This window comes from Carnobacteriaceae bacterium zg-C25 (assembly GCA_017945845.1).
Taxonomy (GTDB): Bacteria; Bacillota; Bacilli; order Lactobacillales; family Aerococcaceae; genus WM01.
The window spans coordinates 856,720-881,548 of the sequence record CP072828.1; the positions used below are offsets into that span (position 1 = coordinate 856,720).

The following is a 24,829-nucleotide window of genomic DNA, read 5'->3' on the forward strand; positions in this document are numbered from 1 at the left end:
CCGCTATTTTTTAATCTAAATTTAATTAATGGACAACTGAATAAACACTTATACATCATAACAACAAAAAAGAGCGTCCAAATACGCTCTTTCAATCAAAGGTCAATTAAATTTTCAATCATATCTCTTACGCTTTAGACAACGGTTATGATGCCATTAACCTTGCTCTGCAGTAAATCTTTTATAGTCTGGAAAAGTACCTACTGCAATATCCACTTGTTCAACAATTGCCATTGGCATGGGTCCTCGTTTGATTTCTGAAATAAACTGCTTGATTGCCATGGCGTCTTTGCCTTGCACGTGAATGCCAACACTCCCGTCGTCATTATTCCATACACGACCTGTCAGTCCACCAATTTCATGGGCAACACGTTGCGTTCCCCATCGAAATCCGACACCTTGCACACGACCGTATACTCTCAATGCTACTTTAATCATATCAAGTCATCCTTTTTATGTTATTGGTTATCCAATATTTGACATCATGTTCATGACACAAACACATAATAACACAACCATTAAACCTAAATATATTTTTTCAATTGTTTTTGGTTTAAATTGGTGATTGATTTTTGTCCCAATGACACCACCTAAAAATGAAAAGACAATGATTGCACCGCAAATGACCCAGTCAATGTTATAGTCATGAATATCAGTAAGTAATAAAATCACTTTTGATAATTGCGAAAAGAAAATCATGGTTAATGAATAAATTGCAGCATGTTTAGTTGATAGACCAAAACAAAACATTAGCAACGCTAAATTTAATTGTCCGCCACCAATACCTAGAAATGTAGATATAACACCAACAAAAAACGATAGTAACATAATCACAAGTTTATTTTGTAAGTGATGTTGACGAATACGGGCACTATTTAATGTATATATCATTACCAAGACTAATATAATCCCGAGTAAAAATGACTGATAAAACTTAATCGTGTTATCGGGTAGTTTATTAGTTAATGTTTTAAAAACAAATTCACCAACATACCCACCAATAACTGAACCAATCGATAAACTTATCGCCACTCTTTTATTAAATTTTACACCTTTTTTCATTTGTCGATAAACGGATGTTAAACACATCGAAAATACCGCAACGGTGGCATAAACACCAATTATGACCGCATTATCCATTCCAAGTAAATCAAAAACAGGTTTGATAATGGCTCCTCCACCAACTCCTGTAGCTGCTCCAACAATTGTAGCACATAACACCACAACACTATAAACTATACTTTGTACCATCGCTTTCCTTTCATCATCATAAAATTAATTTTAAATATTATTTATTCAGGTATTGCTACGTTTTCGAGACGTTTTATCGACTATCAAAACCTTCTTTACCTGTTTATACATAATATTCTGTTATTAATCTTATGATGCGAAATTATTCGAACGCCTTTTGTCGATGGCTAATCCAAAAGAATAACGGAATCACAATAATTAAACAGATGATATAAATAGGTAATGTTTGTGCGTTGAGTGTATCAATTTCAATCAACTCACGTAAAAGGTATGCCGTAATGAAAAATCCAAATACGGAATAGGCTATTAAGGCTATCCGTAATTTTGTTAACGGCAAACAAGCACGAATAACGGCAAGAACACCTGCTGACCCTAACATATAGTAAGACAATGTCATAACGTCTTGATGGGTTAATACGCCATTGACTTGCAATACATGAAATACTAGGGCACTTAATACAACAATCAATGCGTTTGGTAAAGCCAATTGCAATGATCGTCTTAAAAAATGTTTTTCTACCGGTCGAATATTACGTTCGAACGATAGGACAAATGGTGGCAATCCTTCAATGAACTGACCAACTAATGTCATTTGAATTTGCATAAATGGGTAAACAAATAAAAATTCTGCTTTACCCCATAACATACTTGCCATACACACGATTGGTAATAAAAAAGAATAAATCGTTTGAATGAGGAAAATAGGCGCTACATGTGAGATGTTGTTCACAACACGTCTACCTTCAAATAAAATTTCAGGAATATCTTTAAATTCTGATTCCATTAACACTAAATTAGCAATTTGTCGTGTCGCTGCATCTCCTTCTGCCATTACAATAGAGCAATCCGCTTCACGTAACGCCAAAATGTCATTGACACCATCTCCCGTCATTGCAGTTGTATGACCGTTGGCTTTCAATGTTTGTATCAGTAATTTTTTTTGTTGTGGCGATACACGACCGAAAATAGCCGTTTCCTCCGCCAAATCAACTAATTCATCGTCACTGACTTTAGAGCAATCGATGTAATTAGCGTAATCTTCAAAGCCAGCTTGGTGGGCAATGTGTGATACGGTTACCGGATTATCCCCAGAAATAATTTTTAAGATGACTTTTTGAGAACGTAAATATGCCAATGTTTTTGCGGCATCTTGTCGAATTGGATCAGCAATTTCTAAAATGGCAATCGCTTGTAAATCATCTGGCAACGTACGTTCTGTTTGATTTAATGGTTGTTGACTCACTGCCAACACTAGCACACGTGATCCATTTTGTTGCGCCGTTGTTACGGTGTCTGGATTATTTTTTAACAACATTTCCGGTGCACCTAAATAAACATTGCCTAAACCATGAAATGCCATAGCTCCCCATTTTCGATCACTTGAAAACGGAATAACTTCTCCTGCTTGTAAATCATGTGAGACGTTCCCAAATTTTGAACGAATCGCTAAAGCGGTTGCATTAGTGTCTGAACTTTTTTGCATATAGGCAGATAAAATTTGTTCAATGCGTTCTTGTGAATACGCATCGGTTAACGTATCAAAACGCTCAACCGTCATTTTACCTTGTGTAATGGTTCCAGTTTTATCTAAACACAACACGTCCACACGTGCCAAAGTTTCAACAGAATACATTTCTTGAACCAATACTTTTTGCATCCCTAATTTAATAACGGCTGTTAATAAGGCAGTAATTGTTAATAAGGCAATACCTTTAGGCAACATACCTAATAACGCCGTTGATGTTGTCACAACAGAGTCCTTGATAGGTAACATTTTAATGAGATAGGCTTCTAAGAATAGGGCAACACCAAATGGAATGATAATTTTTCCTGTAAATTTGGCAATTTTATCCATGTTGTATAAAATGCGTGAGACAATTCGTTTATGCGTTTTAGCTTCAAGCGCTAATTTATTTGCATAATTATCTTTACCGACATGCACTACTTTTGCATACACTTTTCCACTCACTAAAAAACTACCTGAAAGTAATGGCGAATCTTCTTTTTTTACGATTAAGTCACTTTCCCCTGTCAACAGAGATTCATTCACTTCGGCAAATCCATCGACTACTTTTGCATCACTGGGTACTTGATCACCAGCTGATAACACAATCAAATCGTCCATTACAATTTCTTCGGGGGTCATGGAGTGCACTTCACCCTCTCGAATGACTTGCACTTTTTCTTTATTGATTAAATTTAAATTTTCGAGCATGCGTCTAGCGCGTATTTCAATAATGACACCTGACATCGCATTGATCACAATAACGCTGAAAAAGAACATGTGTGTCCACGCTTCAACCGCTAATAATGCTAAAAAAATGGCGAAATTTAAAGCGTTAAATGGCGTAAAAACATTTCTTTTAAAGATTTGCCAATTACTTGTATTTACTTTTGCTTTAAAATCATTGGTTTGTCCATTTTTAATGCGTTCTTGCACGTCACGATTCGTCAAACCAGTTAATTTTTTATCCATTTTTAAACCTCTCTTGTAAGCTCTATCGTAACTAATGATTATAGCATACTTTTATTTTTATTTTAATCTTTTTGCCTGATGATTCTTTATACCATTAAAATAAAAACTACCGATATATAACCGGTAGCCATATTTTTAGATTTTATCACTCAAGGCAATCACATCGTCAATCAATTCTCCGATGAAAGCAATTGTGTTTTCGAGTGGTTGTGAAGTTGTCAAATCAACATCTGCTGCTTTTGCCAAATCTTCTGCTTTTTGAGAACCACCCATTTGTAAAACGTTTACCCATTGTTGCGCATAGCTTTCACCACGTTCACGAATGTTTTTAGCCACTTGTGTACCGATTGTTAAACCAGCTGAATAAGTGTATGGATATAGTCCCATGTAATAATGTGGTTGGCGCATCCACGTTAATTCTGCACCTGGTGTCAATTCCACTGCATCGCCCCAGAATTTTTCTAACGTTTCTTTAAATAGACGATTTAATGTAGGCGCATCTACACTGAATCCTTTATCAACTAAACGGTATACTTCACGTTGGAAGTACGCTTCCATAAAGTGTGTCACGAAGTTGTGATAATACGTTTTTCCAATCATGGTTGCTTTAATCCATCGTGTCATACGATGATCACCATTCGCTTCATCGAGTAAATATTGCTCAACGAGTAATTCGTTCGTTGTAGATGGTGCTTCAATAAAATACAATGAGGCACGTGCGTCAAATATATTTTGATAACGATGTGCCATTTGGAAATGCCCGGCATGACCTAACTCATGCGCTAATGTCATCACATCGTCCATGCTTTCACTAAAGAACATTAAGATAAATGAACGCTCACCATACGGTGATGAACAAAACGCTCCTGTACGTTTTCCTGTCGTTTGCGCGTAGTCAATCCATCGTTCATCAAACGCTTGTTCCATAATTTCCAAGTAGTCTTTACCAAGTGGTGCGACACCTTTTAAGACGTACGCTTTCGCTTGTTCATATGTCACTTCGGGTGAAAAATCTGGGTCAACATTTAATTTCAAATCTTCATAACGTACTTTATCTAAATGGTATAATTTTCCAAGTAATTTAGCATAGCGACGCATGTGTGGTGCTAAATGCTCCATAATCATGTCAATTTGACGATGATACAATTCACTTGATACTTGTTGTGTATCGAGTAAATAATCAAATACTGAATCAAAACCACGCAATGTCGCCATCGTTTTTTCCATTTGAACATGCGCATTATATGCCGAAGCCGTACTATGTTGATACTGGCTTAGTGTATTCGAGAAAACGTCAAACGCTTTACGACGAAGTGGCGTGTCGACTTCTGACTCCATACTCCCTTCAAATGAATTATACGTCATTTCATGCACTTTCCCATCCACTTCAAATTTAGGGAAACGAACGTCACGAAACTTAATATCGTTATAATTTTGATACGGGAATGATAATGTGTTAGACAGTGCTGCCAATACCGATTCTGTCTCTTTAGAAAGCAGTTGGGATTGATCACGCAACAATTTTTCAATAAAGAGTGCATCTTCCTTATTTTCAGCGGCTTGTTTTAATACCGACTCATTCAATTGTGACAATTCACTCACAACAAAACTCAATTGTGAACGTGTGCTAGCCAATAAATTTTGTGCCTTACTGTTACGTTCTTGTGCTGTTGTATCGAGCATATTGGCACTAACATGTAACATGACATAATTGCCAATTTTTGACATGAGTTGAGACAATTGACGATACGCTGACAACACACCAGAAACGTCTTGTGGTGTTTGTATTTTGCCTTCAAATTGATTTTTCAACTGAGCAGCCTCATGAACCAGCGTTTCCAACGCTTGCTCATATTCAGCTTCATCTTTAAATAACAGTGTTAAGTCCCATGTTTGATCGATTTCGACTTGACTTCTATCTATCATACTTTTTACCTTCTCATTCTTTTTTAATATTTTCATTATACCGTACTACTCAAACGGTGCAACTCATTTACATGTTATTCGCCATAAAAATTTGGGCAATCTCTTTTGAACTTTCAACACCACCTTTTGAAAGCCAATGGAAAATAATGCCCGCATTACTCGATAAAAATACTTCTTTGGCGTAATCCGGTGGTAAAGTCGGATGATGGTCTAAACGGTGTTGAATGGGCGCTAACTTTTCAATTAGCGCTGTTAAAAATTGTCGCAACAAGGCATTCACATAATCAAATCGTCGCTGACTCAGCACTTGAATGAATTGAAAATTATCCTTTAAATTATCAAAAATCAAAATCATTGTTTCCATTGGAAAGTTGGTATCAATTAATTCTAGATGCACCCAAATCGCTTCAAAAACTTCTTGAACCAACTGATCGACCAAATCAAATTTATCCACGTAATGTAAATAAAATGTCCCACGATTCACTTTTGCATATCGTGATAAATCACTAACGGTTACAGCATCAAACCCTTTTTCCTGTAACAACTGTATAAAAGCGCTTTTTATGGCTTCTTTTGTTTGTGTTTGACGTTGCATCTTTTTTATCTCCTTTACTTAAATCAACAATTCACGATAGTCTGTTTATTGCTTTCGCCTATAAAAATAGGATACAATTAAATCAACAAGTTGTCTATATAAGGGGGACGTTATGTCTTACATTGAAATGAAAAATAGTTATAAAAAATATAAAATTGGTGACAATGTCATTATGGCAAATAACAACGTGTCATTTACTATCGAAAAAGGTGAGTTGGTCATTATTTTAGGTGCATCGGGCGCTGGTAAATCGACCATTTTAAACATTTTAGGTGGTATGGATACGAACGATGAAGGTCATGTGTTTATTGACGGTGAAGACATTGCGCAGTTTAACGATATGCAATTGACACAATATCGCCGTAACGACGTTGGCTTTGTTTTTCAATTTTACAATTTAGTGCCTAATTTAACGGCTAAAGAAAATGTGGAATTGGCATGCGAAATTGTTAAAGATGCTCAAAATCCTATTGATGCACTAGAATCTGTTGGACTTGGTCATCGTATGAATAACTTTCCGGCACAACTTTCAGGTGGTGAGCAACAACGTGTATCCATTGCACGTGCCATTGCCAAAAATCCAAAATTATTACTGTGTGACGAACCAACAGGCGCTCTGGATTATCAAACAGGCAAACAAGTGCTGCATATTTTACAAAAAATGAGTCAGGAATTAGGCACTACCGTTGTCATCGTCACACATAACAGTGCTTTAGCACCAATAGCCAATCGTGTCATTCATATGCACGATGCCAAAGTAAAATCGATTACGTTCAATGAAAATCCTCAAGATATTCAAACATTAGAATACTAGGAGTATTTATGAAAAAAAGAACATTACATTTAACGATAAAAAAAGCAATCACACAATCTTTAGGACGCTTTATTTCGATTATGTCTTTAATGGCGCTCGGTGCATTTGGACTGGTTGGGTTAAAAGTGACAGGACCAAATATCAATACAACGGTTCAAGAAATGATGCAACATCATCACGCTGCCGATTTTACCGTTTTAGCAGATTATGGACTAAGCTCATTCGATCAAGAAGAATTATCGATGATTCCGAATAGCCAAATTGAATTTGGTTACTTTTCGGATACCATTATTGATCACTCTGCTCAATCAATTCGTGTTTTTTCAAATACACAAAACATTTCTACCTATGCCGTACAATCCGGTAGACTACCCGAAAATCAAAATGAAGTTGCATTGACGGCGACTTTACAAGATCGTTATACAATTGGCGATTCCATCGAACTGAATGAAACCAAAAGTAAAAAACTGCTCAAAACACACACTTTTAAAGTGGTTGGATTTGTTCACTCCAATGAATTTATTTCAACCAAAACACTTGGAGCCTCCACTTCAGGTAGCGGAACATTGCGTGGATTTGCCGTAGTTACACCAGATACGTTTGATAGTAGCGTCTTTACAATTGCACGAATCGCGTTCCCAGAGTTAGCAACTCTCAATACGTATTCTAAATCGTATGAAGATAAAATCAATGAACTGCAAAAAAATATTGAATCTCTTTTATTGAATAACGGTTCACAAAGAATCAATGCTATTCAATCAGATGCCAGCACATCAATTGCAGATGGAGAAAGAAAAATTGATGAGGCATTGAAAAAATTAGCCGATGCACGCCAACAAATTGACGATGCACAACAAGACATCAACACGAATCAACACAGTGTTGAAAGTGGATTAAACACATTAGCGCAAAACGAAAAGAAATTGCAACAATCTAAAGTTGAACTTGATAACGCTAAAAAAGTACTCACTCAAACAAAAGAAGATTTAGATAGTGGTAAAAAGCAATTAGATGACGGATTTTCACAATTACAAGAAACGAAAATTAAACTCGACAACGCAAAAGAAGCCATCGTACAAGGGCAAAAACAAATTGACGATGCACAATTGCAACTACAACAATCCAAACAATTACTAGACCACACAAAAGCACAATTAGATCGTGCCAATTCAGAAATTGTATTCGGCAAAGAACAATTAAGTGCATTACGCAAACAAATTGACGACTATGAAGCACTTTTGCAAAGCAACCCTACGCAAGCAAACGAAAAAGGCATTACATCAGAAGTTATTGAGACACTTAACCATCAGTACACGACTCAATCCACTCTTTTAGCAACAAAAGAAAATGAATATACAATGGCACGTTCACAATATACTGCCGGCGTTGAACAATACGACAGTTCAAAAGCTTTGTTTGATGAACAAAATGCACAATTCCAAGCAAAACGTGCTGACTATGAAGAAGGGTTACTTGCTTATCAAGACGGTTACACCACCCTTCAAAACAAACAACTCGCCTACTCAACTGGTTTAGAACAGTATCATCAGGGAATGGAAAAATACGAACGTGGGTTTGCTGAGTATCAATCTGGTTTCAAACAAATTCAAGCGACAAAAGAACGCTTGTTAAGCGGGAAAACGGAATTGGTGACGGCTCAAAACGTGTTAGACGAGAAAAAAGAAACTTTTAACGAAGAAGAAGCACGTGCTAAAGTGGACATTGAAAAAGCACAAGCCGATATTGCTGATGCAAAGGCGCAACTGCAAGAATTGGTTGAACCCGAATACCGCGTTTACACACGCTCTAGTATGTTGGGTGGCGAAGGCTATACAACGATTAAGGCAACAAGTGATGGTATTTCATCTGTGGGCAATATGTTTCCTGTTGTTTTATATGCCGTTGCGGCTCTGGTTACGTTGACGACAATGACGCGTTTTGTCAACGAAGAACGCACCAATGCCGGTGTTCTTAAAGCGCTAGGTTACACTAACGCAGATGTCTATAAAAAATTCACTCATTATGGACTAATTGCTGGTCTAACGGGAACGATGATTGGTATTTTCGCAGGCATGTACTTGCTACCATTAATGATTGGTAAAACGTTACTGTCGACAACCATTCTGCCTGATTTACCGCTAACGTTCCATTGGCCAATTGCTATCGTCTCTATTTTAATTAGTATTTTTTGTAGTGTTGTTCCAGCATTGCTCATTGCAAAACGTGAATTAAAAGATAGTGCAGCATCACTATTACTGCCTAAACCGCCAGCAAAAGCGTCGTCTATTTTATTAGAACGGATTCCATGGGTATGGCGCCGTTTAAACTTCACGCAAAAAGTCACTGCACGCAATATTTTCAGATACAAACAACGCATGTTCATGACCATATTTGGTGTTGCTGGATCATTGGCGCTACTCTTTTCTGGGTTAGGCATTTTATCCTCATTAAACGGTGTTGTATCGCGTCAATATCATCACATTATTCAATATGACGCATTGGTCATACAACACGATAACGTTGATGAAAAAAAAGCACACACCATTCAAGAAAAATTGTCACAATTAAACGTGGATCATCACTTATCACTCTATTCAAAAAACTATGTTCAAAAAATTGAAGGGGTGATTAACCCACAAACCATTACCTTATTGGCGACAAACCAATCTTTTGATGGTTATATCAATTTATATGATGCACAAACAAAAAAACCGCTTACGCTAAGTGATTCGGGTGTTATTCTTACTGAAAAAATAGCGGCACAATTAAATGTATCAGTTGGCGACACATTAGCTTTAACCGATGCACACGGCAACACGTTCCCGCTACACATTTCAGGAATTGCAGAAATGTATGCTGGTCACTTTATTTTTATGAACGACAAAGCATATGAACGATTTTTCCATACAAGTTGGCATGAAAACACACATTTGATGAAACTCAACTCAAGTGAAGCCAGCTATGTTGAAAGTATTACGGCTGAATTTATGGCAATTGACGGTGTGAAAGCGGTCGTTCAAAATTTATCGATTCAACAAAACGTGAATACACTTGTTCGTTCACTTACTCAAATTATGGTGATTTTAACGATTGCATCTATTTTATTGGCGATAGTGATTTTATATAATTTAACAACCATCAATGTTGCTGAACGGATTCGTGAACTATCAACCATTAAAGTGTTAGGCTTTTTCAATAGAGAAGTCACACTCTATATTTACCGAGAAACCATTTTATTATCACTCATTGGGATTGTACTTGGATTGGTATTTGGTCGCATACTGCACTATGCCATTATTCAAACGGTAGCCACACCGTTTATGATGTTTAACCCGCAAGTTGAATGGTGGGTATACATTGTACCAACAATCGTGATTATCACAATTGTTGTACTACTAGGTGTTATGGTGAATAAACAATTAAAACGAGTGGATATGCTCGAAGCTTTGAAATCTGTAGATTAATCAGGTTCTATGTCAAATGGTGTTGGTGACCAAAAATTAAGCGACTTTATTAGCCGATAACGAGGAATGTTCTTCGTTATCGGTTTTCTTATTTTTAAACAATCGATTGACAATAAGTATTCGAGCTCTTAAATTGTAAAAGTTACGATACCCATATCCAGAACGCTTAATATTCTTAATGCGATTATTAAGCCCTTCAATCGGTCCGTTTGTATAGCGATACTCTAGAGATAAGCGAATTTCATCTATATAATACATCAGTGAGTTTAAACTTGTTCGTACATATTGACGTAGTTGATATGACTTAGATGCGTTTAAATCATCTATAAACTGTTGAGAATCATTCGAGGCAATATCAAATTTTAAATTATTGATGATATGGTGCACTCTGGATAATTGCGGGGACAAATCCACTAAATAATCAACAATCATTTTTTCTGTCATCAGTCCATCGAACAAACGATGCGTTTCAAAGCGTTCAACATCTAAATTTTCTCTATTTTTTAACACTAATTGCCATAATTGTTTCAATTTACGATAATCTGTCGGTCTACTATAACGGTAGGTATTCATAATTTCTACTCTTAAACGATTTAATGCGCGATTTAAATGTTGTACAACATGGAATTTATCAATGATGATGTTAGCGTTAGGGAAACACGTCTGTATCACTTTTATATACGGTTTATACATATCCATTACCACAAATTTAACACGTAATCTTTCTGATGCATCAAACCTTAAAAAATAATCGATTAAATCCTGCTGTTTACGACTTTCCAGAACGTCTATAATATCGTGTGTCTGTGCGTCACAGAAAATAAAACTCATTTTCCCAACACAATTTTGAACCGATTTAAATTCATCTATACAAATGGTTTCAGGTAAATGGCAATGCGTCATAAATGTGTTTGTGGTACGACGTAAGACTCTAATGACCGTATGAGGTGATACAAAAGTATGTTTGGCAATAGTGGACATCGCCATTTCTTCTGTTAATAAGTCGATTATTTTACGTTTGACAATATGAGAGATATGGCTATTTTTATCCGCTAATGTTGTTGTAGCGATAAAGGTTTCTCCACAGGCTTTGCATAGAAAACGTTGCTTTTTCAACTGCAATAACAGCGGAGAAAAGTTAATATCTCCTAGTAATAAACGAATGGTTTTAAAACCGTATTTTATAACGGTGTGATGGTTGTTTTGAACGCCACATTTTTCGCAACAAGACGGTGTATACGATAAAGTTCCAGATAACTGTCGATAGGTTTTATCTTTTATAGTGACAGTGGGTAATACTAATGTATCGTTAAATGTTATATTTTTATCCTCAATTGATAATAATTGGTGTATACTAGATGCATAGGTCATGATAATTCTCCTTTTATTAGATTTAGCGCTTTAATTATAAGGGAATATCTGACCTTTTTGTATACATAATTTAAAAGGTGTTGATAGCTTCCTTGCGGAAGCCACCAACACCAAATATTATAGAACCATTAATCAAAAAACGTGTAAGCAAACCGCCTACACGTTTTTTATATGATTAAAGGCGTTGATAACTTCCTTTTGAAAGCTATCAACGCCCAATATGATGAAATTACTGATTTTCATTGGCAAGCATTTGACGATGCTCAATTTTAACGCACTTGTCCATAACAATATGTTGTACGCCATTTTTAGTTAGCGTATCGTACGCTTCTTGACTAAACAATCCTAATTGCGCCCAAAAAATTTTAGCATCTATTTGAACAAACTCTTTAGCCACGTCATTTAAAAATTCACTCCGTCTAAAGACATTGACGATGTCAACGGGAAATGGAATATCCAACAAACTTGCGTATACTTTTTCACCAAGAATCGTTTCTCCTGCACACGTTGGATTAACTGGAATAATGGTATATCCATTTTGCTGCATATATTCAGAGACCCGATATGATGTTGCTTCACTTCGATTGGATAATCCAACTACCGCAATAGTTTTTGATGTTTTTAAATATGTTTCAATCATTGTTCCCCCTACAATTTCGACGCCAATAAAAAAGTTTGATTATGCGTTTAACACAGCTTCTACTTGTTTGTCTAAGTCAGCTAATACACTTTCTTCTAAAACTAATTTACCGTCAGCCCATGCTGAACCGTTAATCGTTGATGTTGTGAACGGTTCAACAACACTTGTACGAACAAATGGTAATAGGAAGCGGTAATCATCCGCAACACGATCGTGTCCTCCATTAGCAACAATTGAAACCGTTGTTTTTTTATCTTGTAAAATAGAAGGTCCTTTTGGATCACTTAAATCTAATGCACGACTTAACCAGTCTACTAAATTTTTAACAGGACCTGGAATACCGTAATTATACGCTGGTGAAACGAACCAAATCACGTCTGCTTTTGCAACAGCATCGCGAATGGCTTGAACTTCAGGCAATACAGGTGTTTCTAAATCTTGTGAAAACACAGGTACTTTTGAATAATCTAAATAAGCAACTTCTGCTTTTCCGTTTAATTTTTCTTCTGCAATTTGTGCAAATTGATGGTTAAATGACCCTTGACGTAAAGAACCAACAACAAATAATACTTTTTTCATAATAAAACTCCTTTTTATTTATGTTACGTTGTAATTATATCAGTTACAACGTAAAAGTCAATACTTTTTATGATTCACTCACTGTATCGAATTTACCCGTTTTGATTAACTGTTTTACCGTATGGATAAAGGCACCTATTCCAGTTAGTGTTAAACACAAAATGACACACAACACTACTTTAGCAATCCTATCATTTTGTTCCATAATGAGTACAACATTGAACCAAACAAGCGAACCAAACACAATTACCGCCAGTACAAATGCAATGTAGCGTATCATTTTCTTTTTACTTGAGAGCATTTCTTGCAATAAAAAAATAATGACTTCTTCCATTGTATTCACCTCACAAACCGTTATATACATTTATTATAAACAGGTAATATCAAAAAACATCGGCCTACAGACCGATGTTTCGCTACATTGTTATTTTTCTTTTTTCACGTACGTTTCAGGTAATGTAAAAATCATTAGTAGATGAACAGATACAATACCGACAAAGAAAATATGTGCAGCTTGTAAACCAAAATTGTCTAAAATTAAACTCCAGAAGAAATTAAATAGTGTATATAAACCATACGTTAATGCCCATATCACACCAAACATTAATGTAGAGCGTTGTGGGTTCATATTAGGCAATTCATGTGGAATATTTAAGTAGACAGGATATTGAATGAATAAAACAAACCCGCCTAAAAACATTAATACGTATGCGCCAATAATGAAATGCGGTGCAACATATAGCGATGCAACCAATAAGGCAATGGTTAAACTACCGACTTTTAGTAAAAACGGTTTACGTTTACTTTCAATTTTTAAGCGCATCATCATTAGCGTTCCGACGATACCACCTCCAGAAACCATCAAAATCATCATTCCAGAATTCAACTCTTGAACGTATTTTGCCATGGTTGCCGGTAAACTCGTTAGCATCATCACATATAAGAAAATGAACGCACTAAAGCTTAAAGAATATTTCCAAATAAACGCATCTTTTATAGCAACGGCATAAGAATAATTGTCATTTGTCGACGGTGTTGTTTCAAAGTGTTCTGATTTCCACAACCAAGTAGCAAATAAAATTAAAACACATGATGCAATAACGCTCATCGTGATGCGCCAATCCATACGTAATGTATTGCCTGCAACGATAAAGGCTAACGCAATAATGAACGCACCGATATTATATGACGCGGTAATCAATGCGGAATAAATCATTTTGTGTTTTTGCGCAACGAAACGAACGACCATGGGGTTCATAAACACCATTAACATTGACCCTCCAAGAGCCATAATCATACGTGCACCGATATATAGCCAATAATTTGGCATCCAGATGGCTACTAGCGCAAAACTTAAAAAGACAAACGCTAAAATACCCGCTTTACGAATACCTAATTTCATTAAGAAAAAGGCTGCTAGAAAATTGGCGAATACACGTGCAGTGGTGATGGTATAATTGACCACTTGTGAAATAACGGGAGAAACCGTTTCACCTGGAAAATACGTTTTAATAATTTCTGGGCCTAACGTTGACCCCCCTACCCAATTTGCTGCAAATAAAATATACGACATGAATAATATAAAAAACATTAAAATACCTGTTTTTGTCGATATTTCTTTTGATTGTGACATAACAAAACTCCTTTATTCTTAAATGTTAAAAAAATCACATGATAAACTTTTTAAAAAAAACTTGTTTTCAAGTTTTTCTGAATTTTTTCATTACTTTTCAAAGTATACGCCTATTCAATTGAATTTGCAACTACATTTTCATCACCGTTTGCTCTATCAAATACATTTAAAAAGTGTCGGCAGTTTCCTGTGTAAAGATACCAACACAAACTATTAAAGATAGTGACGTCACATTTGTTAAATCACTATCTTTATGAGCCATCAACCCTATTTGACATGGAGCCACAAAAAAACTGGAAATTGACAAGCCAATTCCCAGTTTATCAAAACTAAATAATACCCATACCATACTCTACAATAATCGCTACAATAACGACTAATGCAGAAATAATAAATCCGTGTACCATCGGTTGTAACCCTGATTTTCTCATTTTAGAAAAATCTGTTTTTAAACCAATGGCAGCAAGTGCTGAAATCATTAAAAATTTACTTGTATCTTTTAAAAAGTGACCCGTTGCATCGGATATCAATCCTAAACTATTAATTCCCGTTAAGGCAAGAAAACCTAAAATAAACCATGGAAATAATTGTAATAGGTTTACTTTTTTTGTCTGTAATCCCGCATTTTCTTTACGTTTTAAATTGGATTGAATCAATGAAAAAATAATGACTGTTGGGATAATCGATAGCGTCCGTGTTAATTTCACCATAACGGCAAAATCACCGGCATGTTGAGAATAGGCATAACCTGCTGCCACTACACTAGATGTATCATTTACCGCTGTTCCTGTCCAAAGACCATAGGCAATATCACTTAATCCAAGCATATGCCCCAATATTGGAAAAAGCATAATCATCGCAATATCAAATAAAAATGTTGCAGACATGGCATAAGCAATATCACTGTCATCTGCTTCAATGACAGGCGCAATAGCGGCAATAGCTGAACCACCACATATCCCTGTACCTGCAGAAATTAAATTAGATAATTTCCAATTCAATCCTAACGCTTTACCGATATAATACCCGCCTAAAAAACAAGTGATTAATGTAAAAATCATAACGACTAGCGACATCGCTCCAACACGAAAGACGTGTCCTAAATGAAGCGAGGCACCTAATAAAATAATGGCAAATTTTAAAACGCGTTTTGACATAAACGTTAATCCTGTTTGTACGGACGCGCTTGGTTTATAAAAATGATTGATTGCCATTCCTAAAAACAACGCAATGACGGGCGCACCAATTAAATGAATGGGCAAAACAGCGGCAATCATTTTTGCTACTGCAGCTAAAATTAATGCTAAACAGACTCCGGGTAGAATAGTTTTAATTTTCATAGTTTATCACCTTCTTAAAAGTTGACTTCATCAGGATTGGATTGAGATTTAACGCCTTCTACACGATTTAATTTTTCCATATCTTCTGCTGATAACGTAAAATCAAATACATCTAAATTGGCTAAAATATTTTTTGGCGTCACCGATTTTGGTAACGGTAAAAATCCATTTTGTAACGACCAACGTAACGCTACTTGCGCAACGGATTTACCATTTTTTTCGGCTACTTCTTTTGCACTTTCACTCTCAAAGATTGATCCAGTACCTAATGGAGAATACGCCTCTAATACAATATGATGGTGTTTACAAAAATCAACTAACTCGTCTTGTGTTGTACCCGGTGCTAACATCACTTGATTGACCATTGGCTTAATGGTCGCTGTTTTAAATAATTCTTCTAAGTGATGTTGCATAAAGTTAGATACGCCAATTGCACGAATTTTACCTGCTAAATAATATTCTTCCATCGCTTTCCACGCACTAGCGTTTCCTTGAATCCACGCATCATTTTCACGCAACGCTTTTGGGTTTGGCCAATGGATTAACAATAAATCTAAATACTCAACACCTAATTTTTCCATGGATTCTTCAATAGATGCTTTTGCCAATTCGTAATCGTGTTTATCATTCCAAACTTTTGTCGTTAAAAAGATGTCTTCACGTTTTAATTGACTATCTTTTATCGCTTTACCGACACTACGTTCATTGCCATAAATCTGTGCAGTATCAACATGTGTATACCCGTTTTTTAGCGCAAACAATACACTTTCATACGCTTGTTGCCCATCAGGGATTTGCCATGTACCAAATCCAATTTTTGGAATAGATACACCATTAACTAATTGATAAACTTCCATAGAATCCTCCTTAATGTTTATACCTTATATTATATCGTGATAACCCTATCAACACAAACAAAAAGACCAATCTAACGATTCGTCCTAAATTGCTGATTATTGAAAATTTTTAATCTTTTTTGTATACCGTTTTTAAGATTGATTTTGTTGTTTATGCTATTAGGCATCAATCTCATTTAACGCAAAACCTTTTTATACTGTGTTTTAAGTTAAGTTACACGATACATTGCTCGTGTCGATTCATTTTACTCATTGCAAAATACAGTTATTGAACATCACGTCTACACTGCATTTAGTCAATACAGCATTACCTTGGATTATAATGTCGATGAACGAACAGTTTAATGGCTCTATATAATGCAAATCCAACAACACCACCAAACGTATTCGTCAAAATATCTGTAATATCCGTAATTCGCCCGTTGGCTAAAATGAATTGAGTCAATTCAATCGTCAGACTAAATAAAAAAGTCGCAAAAACAGTTTTCATCAATGCTTGCTTTTTCATTTTGTAAACACCCGGCAGAAAAAAGCCAAATGGAATCGTCAATAAAATATTTAACACAACTTGCGAAATGGCGAAATCTCGATGATCCAAAATATCAACAAACGGCATCATATTTACCATTCGTGGAAATTGAGCATTAAAGATAAACGGTAAAGACGTTACAACTGGAGATACCGTCAGCATCAATACGACTAATAAATAAAAAGAAAATAACGTACGTACAATGAGCACACTTTCTCCACGTTTTCTCCAGCGTGGTAAACAGACAAAATAGTAGACGCCAATATACGCTAAAATATCTAAAATCGTTCCCATAAAACATCCTTACTTATTTTGAAATCTTATCAAAACATCATTTTAAAACAATTTCTATTCTACACCGAAATGCAAAAAAATGCCATTTCCCTTAAATTAACGTTTTTTAAGACATATCCCCTTGCAAACTTAAATTGAAAAGGTGTTGATAGCAAGGGTTACAAGCCACCAACACCACATATTATAGAACCAAATTTTTACATCAATCATTCACATTTAATCGTCTTGTTTGCTCGGTTGTGAATGGTATAATCGGTTTTCGATTACGCTCTAAATAATCAATTACATTTTTACCTGTTTGATCAAATTGGAGCATTGCATAATATTGATCATGATAAAAAATAAATTTATACCCTTTTTCATACGCTTCGTTTATCCATTTTTCTTTTGCAGCAATAGACTGCATTGGATAATCGTCTAGTCCGGGCACCCAAAGTGGATTAAAGTGCGCATGTGAAACGAGTAAATCCGACATATAAATAAGCGTTTCGTCTTTTTGTTGTAAGAGCATAATGCAATGACCATTACTATGCCCACCTGTATGCACTAAACGTATACCCGGTACAACTTCAAATTCCTTGTCAAACGTTTGCACTTGATCAACAATCGGTTGCCAATTTTCTTGTAAATACGTGCCACGTGTGCGCTTGTTCGGCGACTGCATTTCTTCCCACTCTGTTTTTTGAACGTATATCGTCGCATTTTTAAATTTAGAAACGATTTGCCCATCATCTAATTGTTTTGTCAAACCACCAGAATGATCGTGGTGCATATGTGTCATCAACACATATGTAATATCATCTGTAGTTAACCCTAATAACGCTAAACTTTCTTCGATACGACTTTCACTAATAATCCCTAAATTTCGACGTTGCTTTTCATCTAATTTATGCGTATCAAAACTTGCTTCGACTAAATAATTTTCGCCATGGTATTGAATTAATAGCGGATCGGTATAATCCACCAGCATATTATTTTCATTCGTTGGCATAACTTTAGACCAAACCACTTTGGGTACAGGGCCAAATAACGTGCCCGCATCTGTAAATTTATCGACACCACGCAACCAAGTAATTGTCATATCGCCAAATTGCATGGATTGTAAATTTAATTCCTCCATTACTCCTCCTTGAGCCACGATTGTACTATATTTTTCCGGATAGAATTGCCAGTTTCTCCATAATGTTCGATTAACTGGGCATCATTGATTAAACGTATCATACGAATTGCCTCTTCTTTATCAATCGGCCCGATTAAACGTTGCACTTCTTCACTGACTTCAATCGCAACTTCTGTCGTATATAATTTAATGCATGAAATTAATAAGTGTCCAAATGATTCGGTACAATTTAAGGAATCGAAATACGTTTCAGCTGAACAGACTTTATTGTACATATTCGCAAACAAATATTTATGATAATCCACATCAATCAAACGTTTACCAAAGCCACGTTTCACGCTTACAAAACGCAAGCCTTTTTTAAACGCACCTACAGCAATACCAATGGAAATAGAACTTAACCCTAAATGCATGTGATTTATTAAAAATTCCCACTGTATTTTTCCATTAAGTACACCGCCTAATAAATCATCTGTTGACAACACCACGTTATCCAATAGAACAGACGCAACGGACATGCTCTGCAATCCATCTTTATCAAATGATTTTCCAACCGTTACACCGTCTAATTCACGATCAACAATGAACAAGCCAAAATCTTCTTGTCCATTTAACAATTTTGCTTTTGCTAAGACTAAAAACACACCAGCTTCTTTGGCATTGGATACACGGGGTTTTTCTCCGCTAATGATCCACCCGTTTTTCGTTTGGGTGGCGACGGTCTCCATACGATAAATATCTTTTTTACCATACTCAGAATAACCTAGTGCGGATATTAAATCGCCCGAAATTAAGCGGGATAAATATTTTTCTTTTTGTTGACTAGAACCAAAATAATGGATGGACGCCACACCATAATACCCTTGCGTCAAGGCGATTGCTGCAAGCGCTGGATACTCTGTTGCGATTAAGCGAATCATTTCTAAAAATACGGTATCAAAAGTTGCTCCAGTCAACTCGACAATCGAATCAAAAATATGATGTTCATGACACAAATGCTGCCATAAAGCAAACGGAAATTGCCCATTTTCGTCATACTGCTGTGCGACTTGTCGTAACGTTGACTTCACGTACTGTTCTAATTGGTAGTACTGCTCACTATGAATACGCATATTTTTCTCCTTATCCGTTCATCATTGGTTCGTAGTAGGTTTTTAATAACTCTTCATACACAAAAGCTTCAACTTCACTATATTTATTTTTGTACGGCCGACAGAACCATATATTAAACGGTACAAAATCTCTAAATTTAACAACTTTAAAGCGATTCTTATCAATGTAATATTCAACCGGTCTCGGTAAAATCGCAATCATCTCATTATCGTAGGTAGACTCGATTAAGAAATCCCACGTAGATGACAAATAAACAAAATTTGCTTTTAACTTTTTAGCGTTAAATTTTTCCGTAATAATATCAAACGTTGTAAACGTCTTGTTAAACGTTGCTAAATCATACTTCACAACATCTTCCCATTCTAACAACTCTTTATTTGCCAACGGATGATTTTTATCCATATAGGCGACATACTCATCGGCTTGAATGATGTGTTGTTCGTACTTTTTCAAGTCTAAACTAGTCGGTTCAACTAAAAGTGCAAAGTTCATATCACCCGTTAAAAATTTTTGACGGAGTTCTTTTCCCCCACCTTCAGTTACTTGAATATTGATGTGCGGGTTATTTTTAAGAAATCTCGGCAAAATATTTGAAAAGTATACGCGCAATATTAACGAAGGCACACCGAGATGAATGGTTCCTTTTTGCTTTTGCGATTCAATTTGAATCATCGTCTGCATTTCTTCATGCTTGTTGACAATTTCCTTTGCAAAACGATAAATTTTTGAACCCGCTTCAGTCAAACTTTCCAAACGGCCATTTTTCCGATTGAATAATTGCACACCTTCCGCAGACTCAAAATGCGTAATAAATTGACTTAACGCAGACTGACTAATATGAATTTTTTTTGCTGCAATAGATAAATTGCAGCCACATTCTACAATATTGATAAAATAATTTAACTGCATAATATCCATAACACATTCTCCTACTACTATTATACCTAAACCCTGTAAAAGATACTAATCAAAAGCTATGGCAAGTCCATTATTCTAAGGAATGTTTGCCATAGCTTTCAGTGTCATACCATTAAATTGGTATTGATTTCAATTTATTTAACACCATTAAATTGGCATCGTTTTCAAATCATCTGATACAATCACTTCACCCTCTGTTTTAGCTAAAACTTCTTCTAAAGTGACACCAGGTGCTAATTCTTTCAATAAATATTTACCGTCTTGGAATCCTAAAACGGCTAAGTCTGTAATGACTAAATCAACAACACCTTTTGCTGATAGCGGTAAAGAACATTGTTTTAATACTTTAGACTCACCATCACTTGTAGCGTGTTGAATAGCAGCAATAACACGTTTTGCACCTACTAAAAGGTCCATCGCACCACCCATACCCGGTGCAAATTTACCCGGAATATACCAGTTTGCAATGCTACCATCTTGTGACACTTCTAATGCACCTAAAACTGTTGCATCAACGTGTCCACCACGAATAATCGCAAACGACGTTTGAATATCAAATAGCGATGCACCTGGTAATAATGTAATTGGTGCGCCACCAGAGTTAGCTAAATTAGGATGATAATGATCTTTATCCGGCGTTGCTCCAAAACGTAAAGCGCCATTTTCTGCTTGTAATACAACATTAACGCCATCAGGAATGTAGTCTGCAGAGGCATTTGGAATACCAAATCCTAAGTTGACAACATCTCCATCTTTAAATTCTAAAGCCACTCGACGTGCAATAATTTCTTTTGGTTTCATATTTTTATACCCCTGCTAATTTTTTAGTTTCAGTCCACAAATCACCCATCATTTTATGGTGTTCTTGTGGTGTTAATCCTTGAACAACGTAATCGACTAAAATACCTGGAATGTAAACGTCATTAGGGTCAATTTCACCAACCTCAACAATATCATTTACTTCTACAATAACTGTATCTGCAGCTAATGCCAGTTGTAACGAAATATTTTTTGTTGTACCGTCACAGTATAAGTTTCCATATTTATCCGCTTTTGTCGCTTTAATTAAAGCAACATCCAATTTCAATGGATCGTAAATTAAATATTCTTTTCCATTGCGGACAACTTTTTCTTGTTTTTCTTCTAAAATTGTTCCTACACCTGTTGGTGTTAATACCGCGCCTAAACCAGCACCTGCAGCGTGTAAACGTTCAACAACTGTTCCCATTGGCGTAAATTCTACTTCCATGTTACCGCTAAAAAATTCTTTTTGAGCAGCAGGTGATGTCCCAACGTGAGCGGCTACATATTTTTTAACAAGCTGTGCTTCACACAAGCGACCCACACCAATTTCTTTACCCGGATGTGCTGTAACTACGGAAACGATTGTTAAATCGTTGTGATTTTGACGAATCACTTCTTCAATTAATTCAAATGGCTCACCCACACCTAGAAATCCCGAAATACCTACGGTTTGTTTTGGCTTCATTAGAGAAATAGCTTCTTGTAAAGATACAATTTTCATAATTCAATCTCCTATATGTTTATTTACGATTAAATGTTGCTTTACGTTTTTCAACAAAGGCACGCATGCCTTCCACTTTATCTTCTGTTGCAAATAATAACGCTTCTGCTTCGGTTTCTAAACGAATGGCATTTTTCAATGGTAACTCTGCACCAACTTGAATGACATGTTTTGCTTTTTCAACTGCCAAAGGTGCATTTTTCATAATTTGCGTTGCTAATTCTTGCGCAGTTGTTAATAACGCTTCTGTTGAAACTAAATGGTTAAGTATGCCTAAGTCATAGGCTTCTTGTCCTTTAATGGTACGTGCCGTAAAAATCAACTCTTTTGTACGACTTGTTCCAATTAAGCGAGACATTCTTTGTGTACCTGCAAAACCAGGAATAATTCCCAATCCAACTTCAGGGAAGCCAACAACTGTTCTTTCATGACCAATACGAATATCTGTTGATAGTGCCAATTCTAATCCGCCACCCAATGCATATCCATTTAATACAGCGATTGTCGGTTGTTTTAAATCGGATAAACGCGTGAACGTATCATTGGCATAGGTCATATATTCAAACGCTTGAATAGGTGTCATTTGATCCATTTCTTTAATATCTGCTCCAGCGACAAAAGCTTTTTCACCTGCACCTGTTAAAACAACAACGCGTACATCATCACTCTTTTCAATTGTTTCCAATACGCCATTTAAATCATCTAACACTTGTGAGCTTAAAGCATTTAATGCTTCTGGACGATTAATTGTAATGTAACCAATGCCTTCTTTAATTTCTAACAATACTGTTTGGCTCATATTAGCCCTCCTATAAAATTGATGTCATAAACATAAGCGTCAACAAAGTTTAGCATCTTTAACACTGTAAGTGCTTACATGAATAGTTTAACGCTGACCTATAAGTTTGTCTAATTAATAAACATTAATAGGATTATAAGTTCAACTTATAGTTTAAAAATCGAATAATTTTTACGAATAGATTATTCTTTTTCACTTTATTTAAGCCGATTTTATAGATAACAACTGTATACATTTAAACACCGATTATCTTAACATGATAACTAGTCATACGCTGATACATCGCGATAAGCCGTACAACTTAACGTCTGTACGAAAAAAGGCTGTTGACAAATTCAACAGCCTTAAAAACCTTGCCCGAAGGCAAGGTTTTTAAACAATCATTAATTTGCTTTATTTTTTTGTTTAATGTATAGCAATTGCAATGCCATACCGATTACAGCCATTGCCATAACAATGTAGAACGCAACCGTATAATCACCATTATTAGCCGTTTTAATAGATGTTCCTAATGAAGGACCAAAGATTGCCGCAACACCGTAAGCGGTGAACATCCAACCGTAGTTTGAACCTGCATTTTTAACACCCCAGTTTTCTGCAGTGATACCAGGGAACGCCCCTAAAAATCCACCGAAACTTAATGCCACACAAAGTGTACCAACTACACCGAAAATGGCACCTAACGTTTGATTGCTTGCTAGCAAGAACATACCCACTCCAACGGTAATAAACATTGCAACAACCGTTAAATAACGACCGATTTTATCAGAGATACTTCCCCAGAAAATACGTCCAAATGTGTTCGCTAAACCAACAACCATGACCATTTGAACTGGATCAATTAAATTATATGTTTTTGCAATATCACTCGCTGTACCGATAATCATCATACCACCAGTAGCACCGATTGTGTACACAGCCCACAATAACCAGAAGTTTTTCTCACGTACCATTTCTTTATACGTTTTTCCAGTTGGAGCTGGTGCACTAGCATTAGCTGATGTTGTATCTGGAGCTTTTACCATAACGGTTGATGCACCTGCTAAAATCACTAAACAGACCACACCTAAAATTTTAAATGTATCGTAGACGCCAACGCTACCAATCATTCCTTGAATGATTGGAGAGAAAATGATTGGTCCAGAACCAAAACCTGCTGCGGTTAAACCACCAGCTAAACCTTTTTTATCTGGGAACCATTTTACAGCAACTGATGTTGCTGCTCCATATGCAGAACCAATACCTAAACCTAATAGAACCCCATAGGTTGCATATAATACAGGGATAGAGGTTGCTGCAAATCCTGTTAAAATCATACCTAATCCAAATAAAATTCCGCCCAATAAAACGAATTTTTTCGGACCTTGTTTATCTACTTTTGGACCAAAGATAATCATTCCAACCGGAACCATTGCAAATGAGATACTAAATGCTAATGAAGTTTGTGATAATTTCCATCCTTGCGCTTCATTTGCTTTCAATAATGCCGCTTGGAATACAGACCAAGCATATCCAATACCTAAAGTTAAGTTCGTTACAATGGCTGCAACTAAAATCAGCCAGCGATTTGGTGTTTTTTTCATCA

At 36.0% G+C, this 24,829-nt stretch carries 22 protein-coding genes; 2 read left to right on the forward strand and 20 right to left on the reverse strand.

Annotated features, from left to right (window positions below; genetic code table 11):
• Positions 1-156: 156 nt before the first annotated feature.
• The 5 genes from J7S27_04065 to J7S27_04085 all read right to left on the reverse strand — a co-directional run bounded on the left by J7S27_04065 (position 157) and on the right by J7S27_04085 (position 6,257).
• Complete coding sequence (locus J7S27_04065) at positions 157-438, reverse strand: acylphosphatase (GenBank protein ID QTU82496.1); 282 nt, start codon at positions 436-438, stop codon at positions 157-159.
• A gap of 27 nt (positions 439-465) precedes the next feature.
• Positions 466-1,251: a sulfite exporter TauE/SafE family protein gene (locus tag J7S27_04070; protein ID QTU82497.1), complete on the reverse strand. Its 786-nt coding sequence runs from the start codon at positions 1,249-1,251 to the stop codon at positions 466-468.
• 142 nt (positions 1,252-1,393) lie between these two features.
• The gene (locus J7S27_04075) at positions 1,394-3,727 is read right to left on the reverse strand and encodes a cation-translocating P-type ATPase (protein ID QTU82498.1); all 2,334 of its coding nucleotides are present in this window, start codon (positions 3,725-3,727) and stop codon (positions 1,394-1,396) included.
• A 135-nt stretch (positions 3,728-3,862) separates the two neighbouring features.
• Positions 3,863-5,653 (reverse strand): oligoendopeptidase F, encoded by a 1,791-nt coding sequence (pepF, locus tag J7S27_04080; GenBank protein QTU82499.1) that lies wholly within the window; start codon positions 5,651-5,653, stop codon positions 3,863-3,865.
• A gap of 67 nt (positions 5,654-5,720) precedes the next feature.
• A complete protein-coding gene (locus J7S27_04085) occupies positions 5,721-6,257 on the reverse strand; it encodes a TetR/AcrR family transcriptional regulator (protein ID QTU83613.1) in 537 nt (178 codons plus the stop codon).
• 103 nt (positions 6,258-6,360) lie between these two features.
• Between J7S27_04085 and J7S27_04090 the strand changes: the two genes are divergently transcribed.
• Positions 6,361-7,062 carry an ABC transporter ATP-binding protein gene (locus J7S27_04090; GenBank protein ID QTU82500.1) on the forward strand — a complete coding sequence of 234 codons (702 nt, stop codon included), beginning with the start codon at positions 6,361-6,363 and terminating at the stop codon, positions 7,060-7,062.
• An 8-nt stretch (positions 7,063-7,070) separates the two neighbouring features.
• Positions 7,071-10,526, forward strand: a complete 3,456-nt coding sequence (locus tag J7S27_04095) for an FtsX-like permease family protein (GenBank protein ID QTU82501.1) — start codon at positions 7,071-7,073, stop codon at positions 10,524-10,526.
• A gap of 36 nt (positions 10,527-10,562) precedes the next feature.
• On the opposite strand, the gene J7S27_04100 is transcribed toward J7S27_04095, so the two are convergent.
• The 15 genes from J7S27_04100 to J7S27_04170 form a co-directional block, all read right to left on the reverse strand.
• Positions 10,563-11,897, reverse strand: a complete 1,335-nt coding sequence (locus tag J7S27_04100) for an ISL3 family transposase (GenBank protein QTU82502.1) — start codon at positions 11,895-11,897, stop codon at positions 10,563-10,565.
• A 229-nt stretch (positions 11,898-12,126) separates the two neighbouring features.
• Entirely contained in the window at positions 12,127-12,537 is a 411-nt protein-coding gene (locus J7S27_04105; GenBank protein ID QTU82503.1) for a CoA-binding protein, read from the reverse strand.
• Positions 12,538-12,576: 39 nt separating this feature from the next.
• Positions 12,577-13,116, reverse strand: a complete 540-nt coding sequence (locus J7S27_04110) for an NAD(P)H-dependent oxidoreductase (protein QTU82504.1) — start codon at positions 13,114-13,116, stop codon at positions 12,577-12,579.
• 67 nt (positions 13,117-13,183) lie between these two features.
• The gene (locus J7S27_04115) at positions 13,184-13,450 is read right to left on the reverse strand and encodes a hypothetical protein (GenBank protein QTU82505.1); all 267 of its coding nucleotides are present in this window, start codon (positions 13,448-13,450) and stop codon (positions 13,184-13,186) included.
• A gap of 90 nt (positions 13,451-13,540) precedes the next feature.
• Positions 13,541-14,749 (reverse strand): MFS transporter, encoded by a 1,209-nt coding sequence (locus J7S27_04120; protein ID QTU82506.1) that lies wholly within the window; start codon positions 14,747-14,749, stop codon positions 13,541-13,543.
• 329 nt (positions 14,750-15,078) lie between these two features.
• Complete coding sequence (locus J7S27_04125) at positions 15,079-16,089, reverse strand: YeiH family putative sulfate export transporter (GenBank protein QTU82507.1); 1,011 nt, start codon at positions 16,087-16,089, stop codon at positions 15,079-15,081.
• Between the two features lie 14 nt (positions 16,090-16,103).
• Positions 16,104-16,946 (reverse strand): aldo/keto reductase, encoded by an 843-nt coding sequence (locus tag J7S27_04130; protein QTU82508.1) that lies wholly within the window; start codon positions 16,944-16,946, stop codon positions 16,104-16,106.
• A gap of 307 nt (positions 16,947-17,253) precedes the next feature.
• Positions 17,254-17,769: a VanZ family protein gene (locus tag J7S27_04135; GenBank protein QTU82509.1), complete on the reverse strand. Its 516-nt coding sequence runs from the start codon at positions 17,767-17,769 to the stop codon at positions 17,254-17,256.
• Positions 17,770-17,971: 202 nt separating this feature from the next.
• Positions 17,972-18,889, reverse strand: coding sequence for an MBL fold metallo-hydrolase (locus tag J7S27_04140; GenBank protein ID QTU82510.1), 918 nt, complete (start codon positions 18,887-18,889; stop codon positions 17,972-17,974).
• Positions 18,889-20,001, reverse strand: a complete 1,113-nt coding sequence (locus tag J7S27_04145) for an acyl-CoA dehydrogenase family protein (GenBank protein ID QTU82511.1) — start codon at positions 19,999-20,001, stop codon at positions 18,889-18,891. Before J7S27_04145 ends, J7S27_04140 begins: the two co-directional genes overlap by 1 nt.
• 10 nt (positions 20,002-20,011) lie before the next feature.
• The gene (locus J7S27_04150; GenBank protein ID QTU82512.1) at positions 20,012-20,920 is read right to left on the reverse strand and encodes a LysR family transcriptional regulator; all 909 of its coding nucleotides are present in this window, start codon (positions 20,918-20,920) and stop codon (positions 20,012-20,014) included.
• A 147-nt stretch (positions 20,921-21,067) separates the two neighbouring features.
• On the reverse strand, positions 21,068-21,721 hold the full coding sequence (locus J7S27_04155; GenBank protein ID QTU82513.1) for a 3-oxoacid CoA-transferase subunit B: 654 nt from the start codon (positions 21,719-21,721) through the stop codon (positions 21,068-21,070).
• Between the two features lie 4 nt (positions 21,722-21,725).
• The gene (locus tag J7S27_04160; protein QTU82514.1) at positions 21,726-22,445 is read right to left on the reverse strand and encodes a CoA transferase subunit A; all 720 of its coding nucleotides are present in this window, start codon (positions 22,443-22,445) and stop codon (positions 21,726-21,728) included.
• A 19-nt stretch (positions 22,446-22,464) separates the two neighbouring features.
• A complete protein-coding gene (locus J7S27_04165) occupies positions 22,465-23,244 on the reverse strand; it encodes an enoyl-CoA hydratase/isomerase family protein (GenBank protein QTU82515.1) in 780 nt (259 codons plus the stop codon).
• Between the two features lie 383 nt (positions 23,245-23,627).
• A complete protein-coding gene (locus J7S27_04170; protein QTU82516.1) occupies positions 23,628-24,827 on the reverse strand; it encodes an OFA family MFS transporter in 1,200 nt (399 codons plus the stop codon).
• Between the last annotated feature and the right edge of the window lie 2 nt (positions 24,828-24,829).

Bases quoted from the DNA above. Each gene is read 5' to 3' on its own strand.
- J7S27_04145 (QTU82511.1), bottom strand. From the start codon at position 20,001: ATGCGTATTCATAGTGAGCAGTACTACCAATTAGAACAGTACGTGAAG.
- J7S27_04100 (QTU82502.1), bottom strand. From the start codon at position 11,897: ATGACCTATGCATCTAGTATACACCAATTATTATCAATTGAGGATAAA.
- J7S27_04070 (QTU82497.1), bottom strand. From the start codon at position 1,251: ATGGTACAAAGTATAGTTTATAGTGTTGTGGTGTTATGTGCTACAATT.
- J7S27_04130 (QTU82508.1), bottom strand. From the start codon at position 16,946: ATGGAAGTTTATCAATTAGTTAATGGTGTATCTATTCCAAAAATTGGA.
- J7S27_04135 (QTU82509.1), bottom strand. From the start codon at position 17,769: ATGGGAACGATTTTAGATATTTTAGCGTATATTGGCGTCTACTATTTT.
- J7S27_04120 (QTU82506.1), bottom strand. From the start codon at position 14,749: ATGTCACAATCAAAAGAAATATCGACAAAAACAGGTATTTTAATGTTT.
- J7S27_04165 (QTU82515.1), bottom strand. From the start codon at position 23,244: ATGAGCCAAACAGTATTGTTAGAAATTAAAGAAGGCATTGGTTACATT.
- J7S27_04075 (QTU82498.1), bottom strand. From the start codon at position 3,727: ATGGATAAAAAATTAACTGGTTTGACGAATCGTGACGTGCAAGAACGC.
- J7S27_04095 (QTU82501.1), top strand. From the start codon at position 7,071: ATGAAAAAAAGAACATTACATTTAACGATAAAAAAAGCAATCACACAA.
- J7S27_04115 (QTU82505.1), bottom strand. From the start codon at position 13,450: ATGGAAGAAGTCATTATTTTTTTATTGCAAGAAATGCTCTCAAGTAAA.
- pepF (QTU82499.1), bottom strand. From the start codon at position 5,653: ATGATAGATAGAAGTCAAGTCGAAATCGATCAAACATGGGACTTAACA.
- J7S27_04105 (QTU82503.1), bottom strand. From the start codon at position 12,537: ATGATTGAAACATATTTAAAAACATCAAAAACTATTGCGGTAGTTGGA.
- J7S27_04065 (QTU82496.1), bottom strand. From the start codon at position 438: ATGATTAAAGTAGCATTGAGAGTATACGGTCGTGTGCAAGGTGTCGGA.
- J7S27_04155 (QTU82513.1), bottom strand. From the start codon at position 21,721: ATGAAACCAAAAGAAATTATTGCACGTCGAGTGGCTTTAGAATTTAAA.
- J7S27_04125 (QTU82507.1), bottom strand. From the start codon at position 16,089: ATGAAAATTAAAACTATTCTACCCGGAGTCTGTTTAGCATTAATTTTA.
- J7S27_04160 (QTU82514.1), bottom strand. From the start codon at position 22,445: ATGAAAATTGTATCTTTACAAGAAGCTATTTCTCTAATGAAGCCAAAA.
- J7S27_04150 (QTU82512.1), bottom strand. From the start codon at position 20,920: ATGGATATTATGCAGTTAAATTATTTTATCAATATTGTAGAATGTGGC.
- J7S27_04170 (QTU82516.1), bottom strand. From the start codon at position 24,827: ATGAAAAAAACACCAAATCGCTGGCTGATTTTAGTTGCAGCCATTGTA.
- J7S27_04110 (QTU82504.1), bottom strand. From the start codon at position 13,116: ATGAAAAAAGTATTATTTGTTGTTGGTTCTTTACGTCAAGGGTCATTT.
- J7S27_04140 (QTU82510.1), bottom strand. From the start codon at position 18,889: ATGGAGGAATTAAATTTACAATCCATGCAATTTGGCGATATGACAATT.
- J7S27_04090 (QTU82500.1), top strand. From the start codon at position 6,361: ATGTCTTACATTGAAATGAAAAATAGTTATAAAAAATATAAAATTGGT.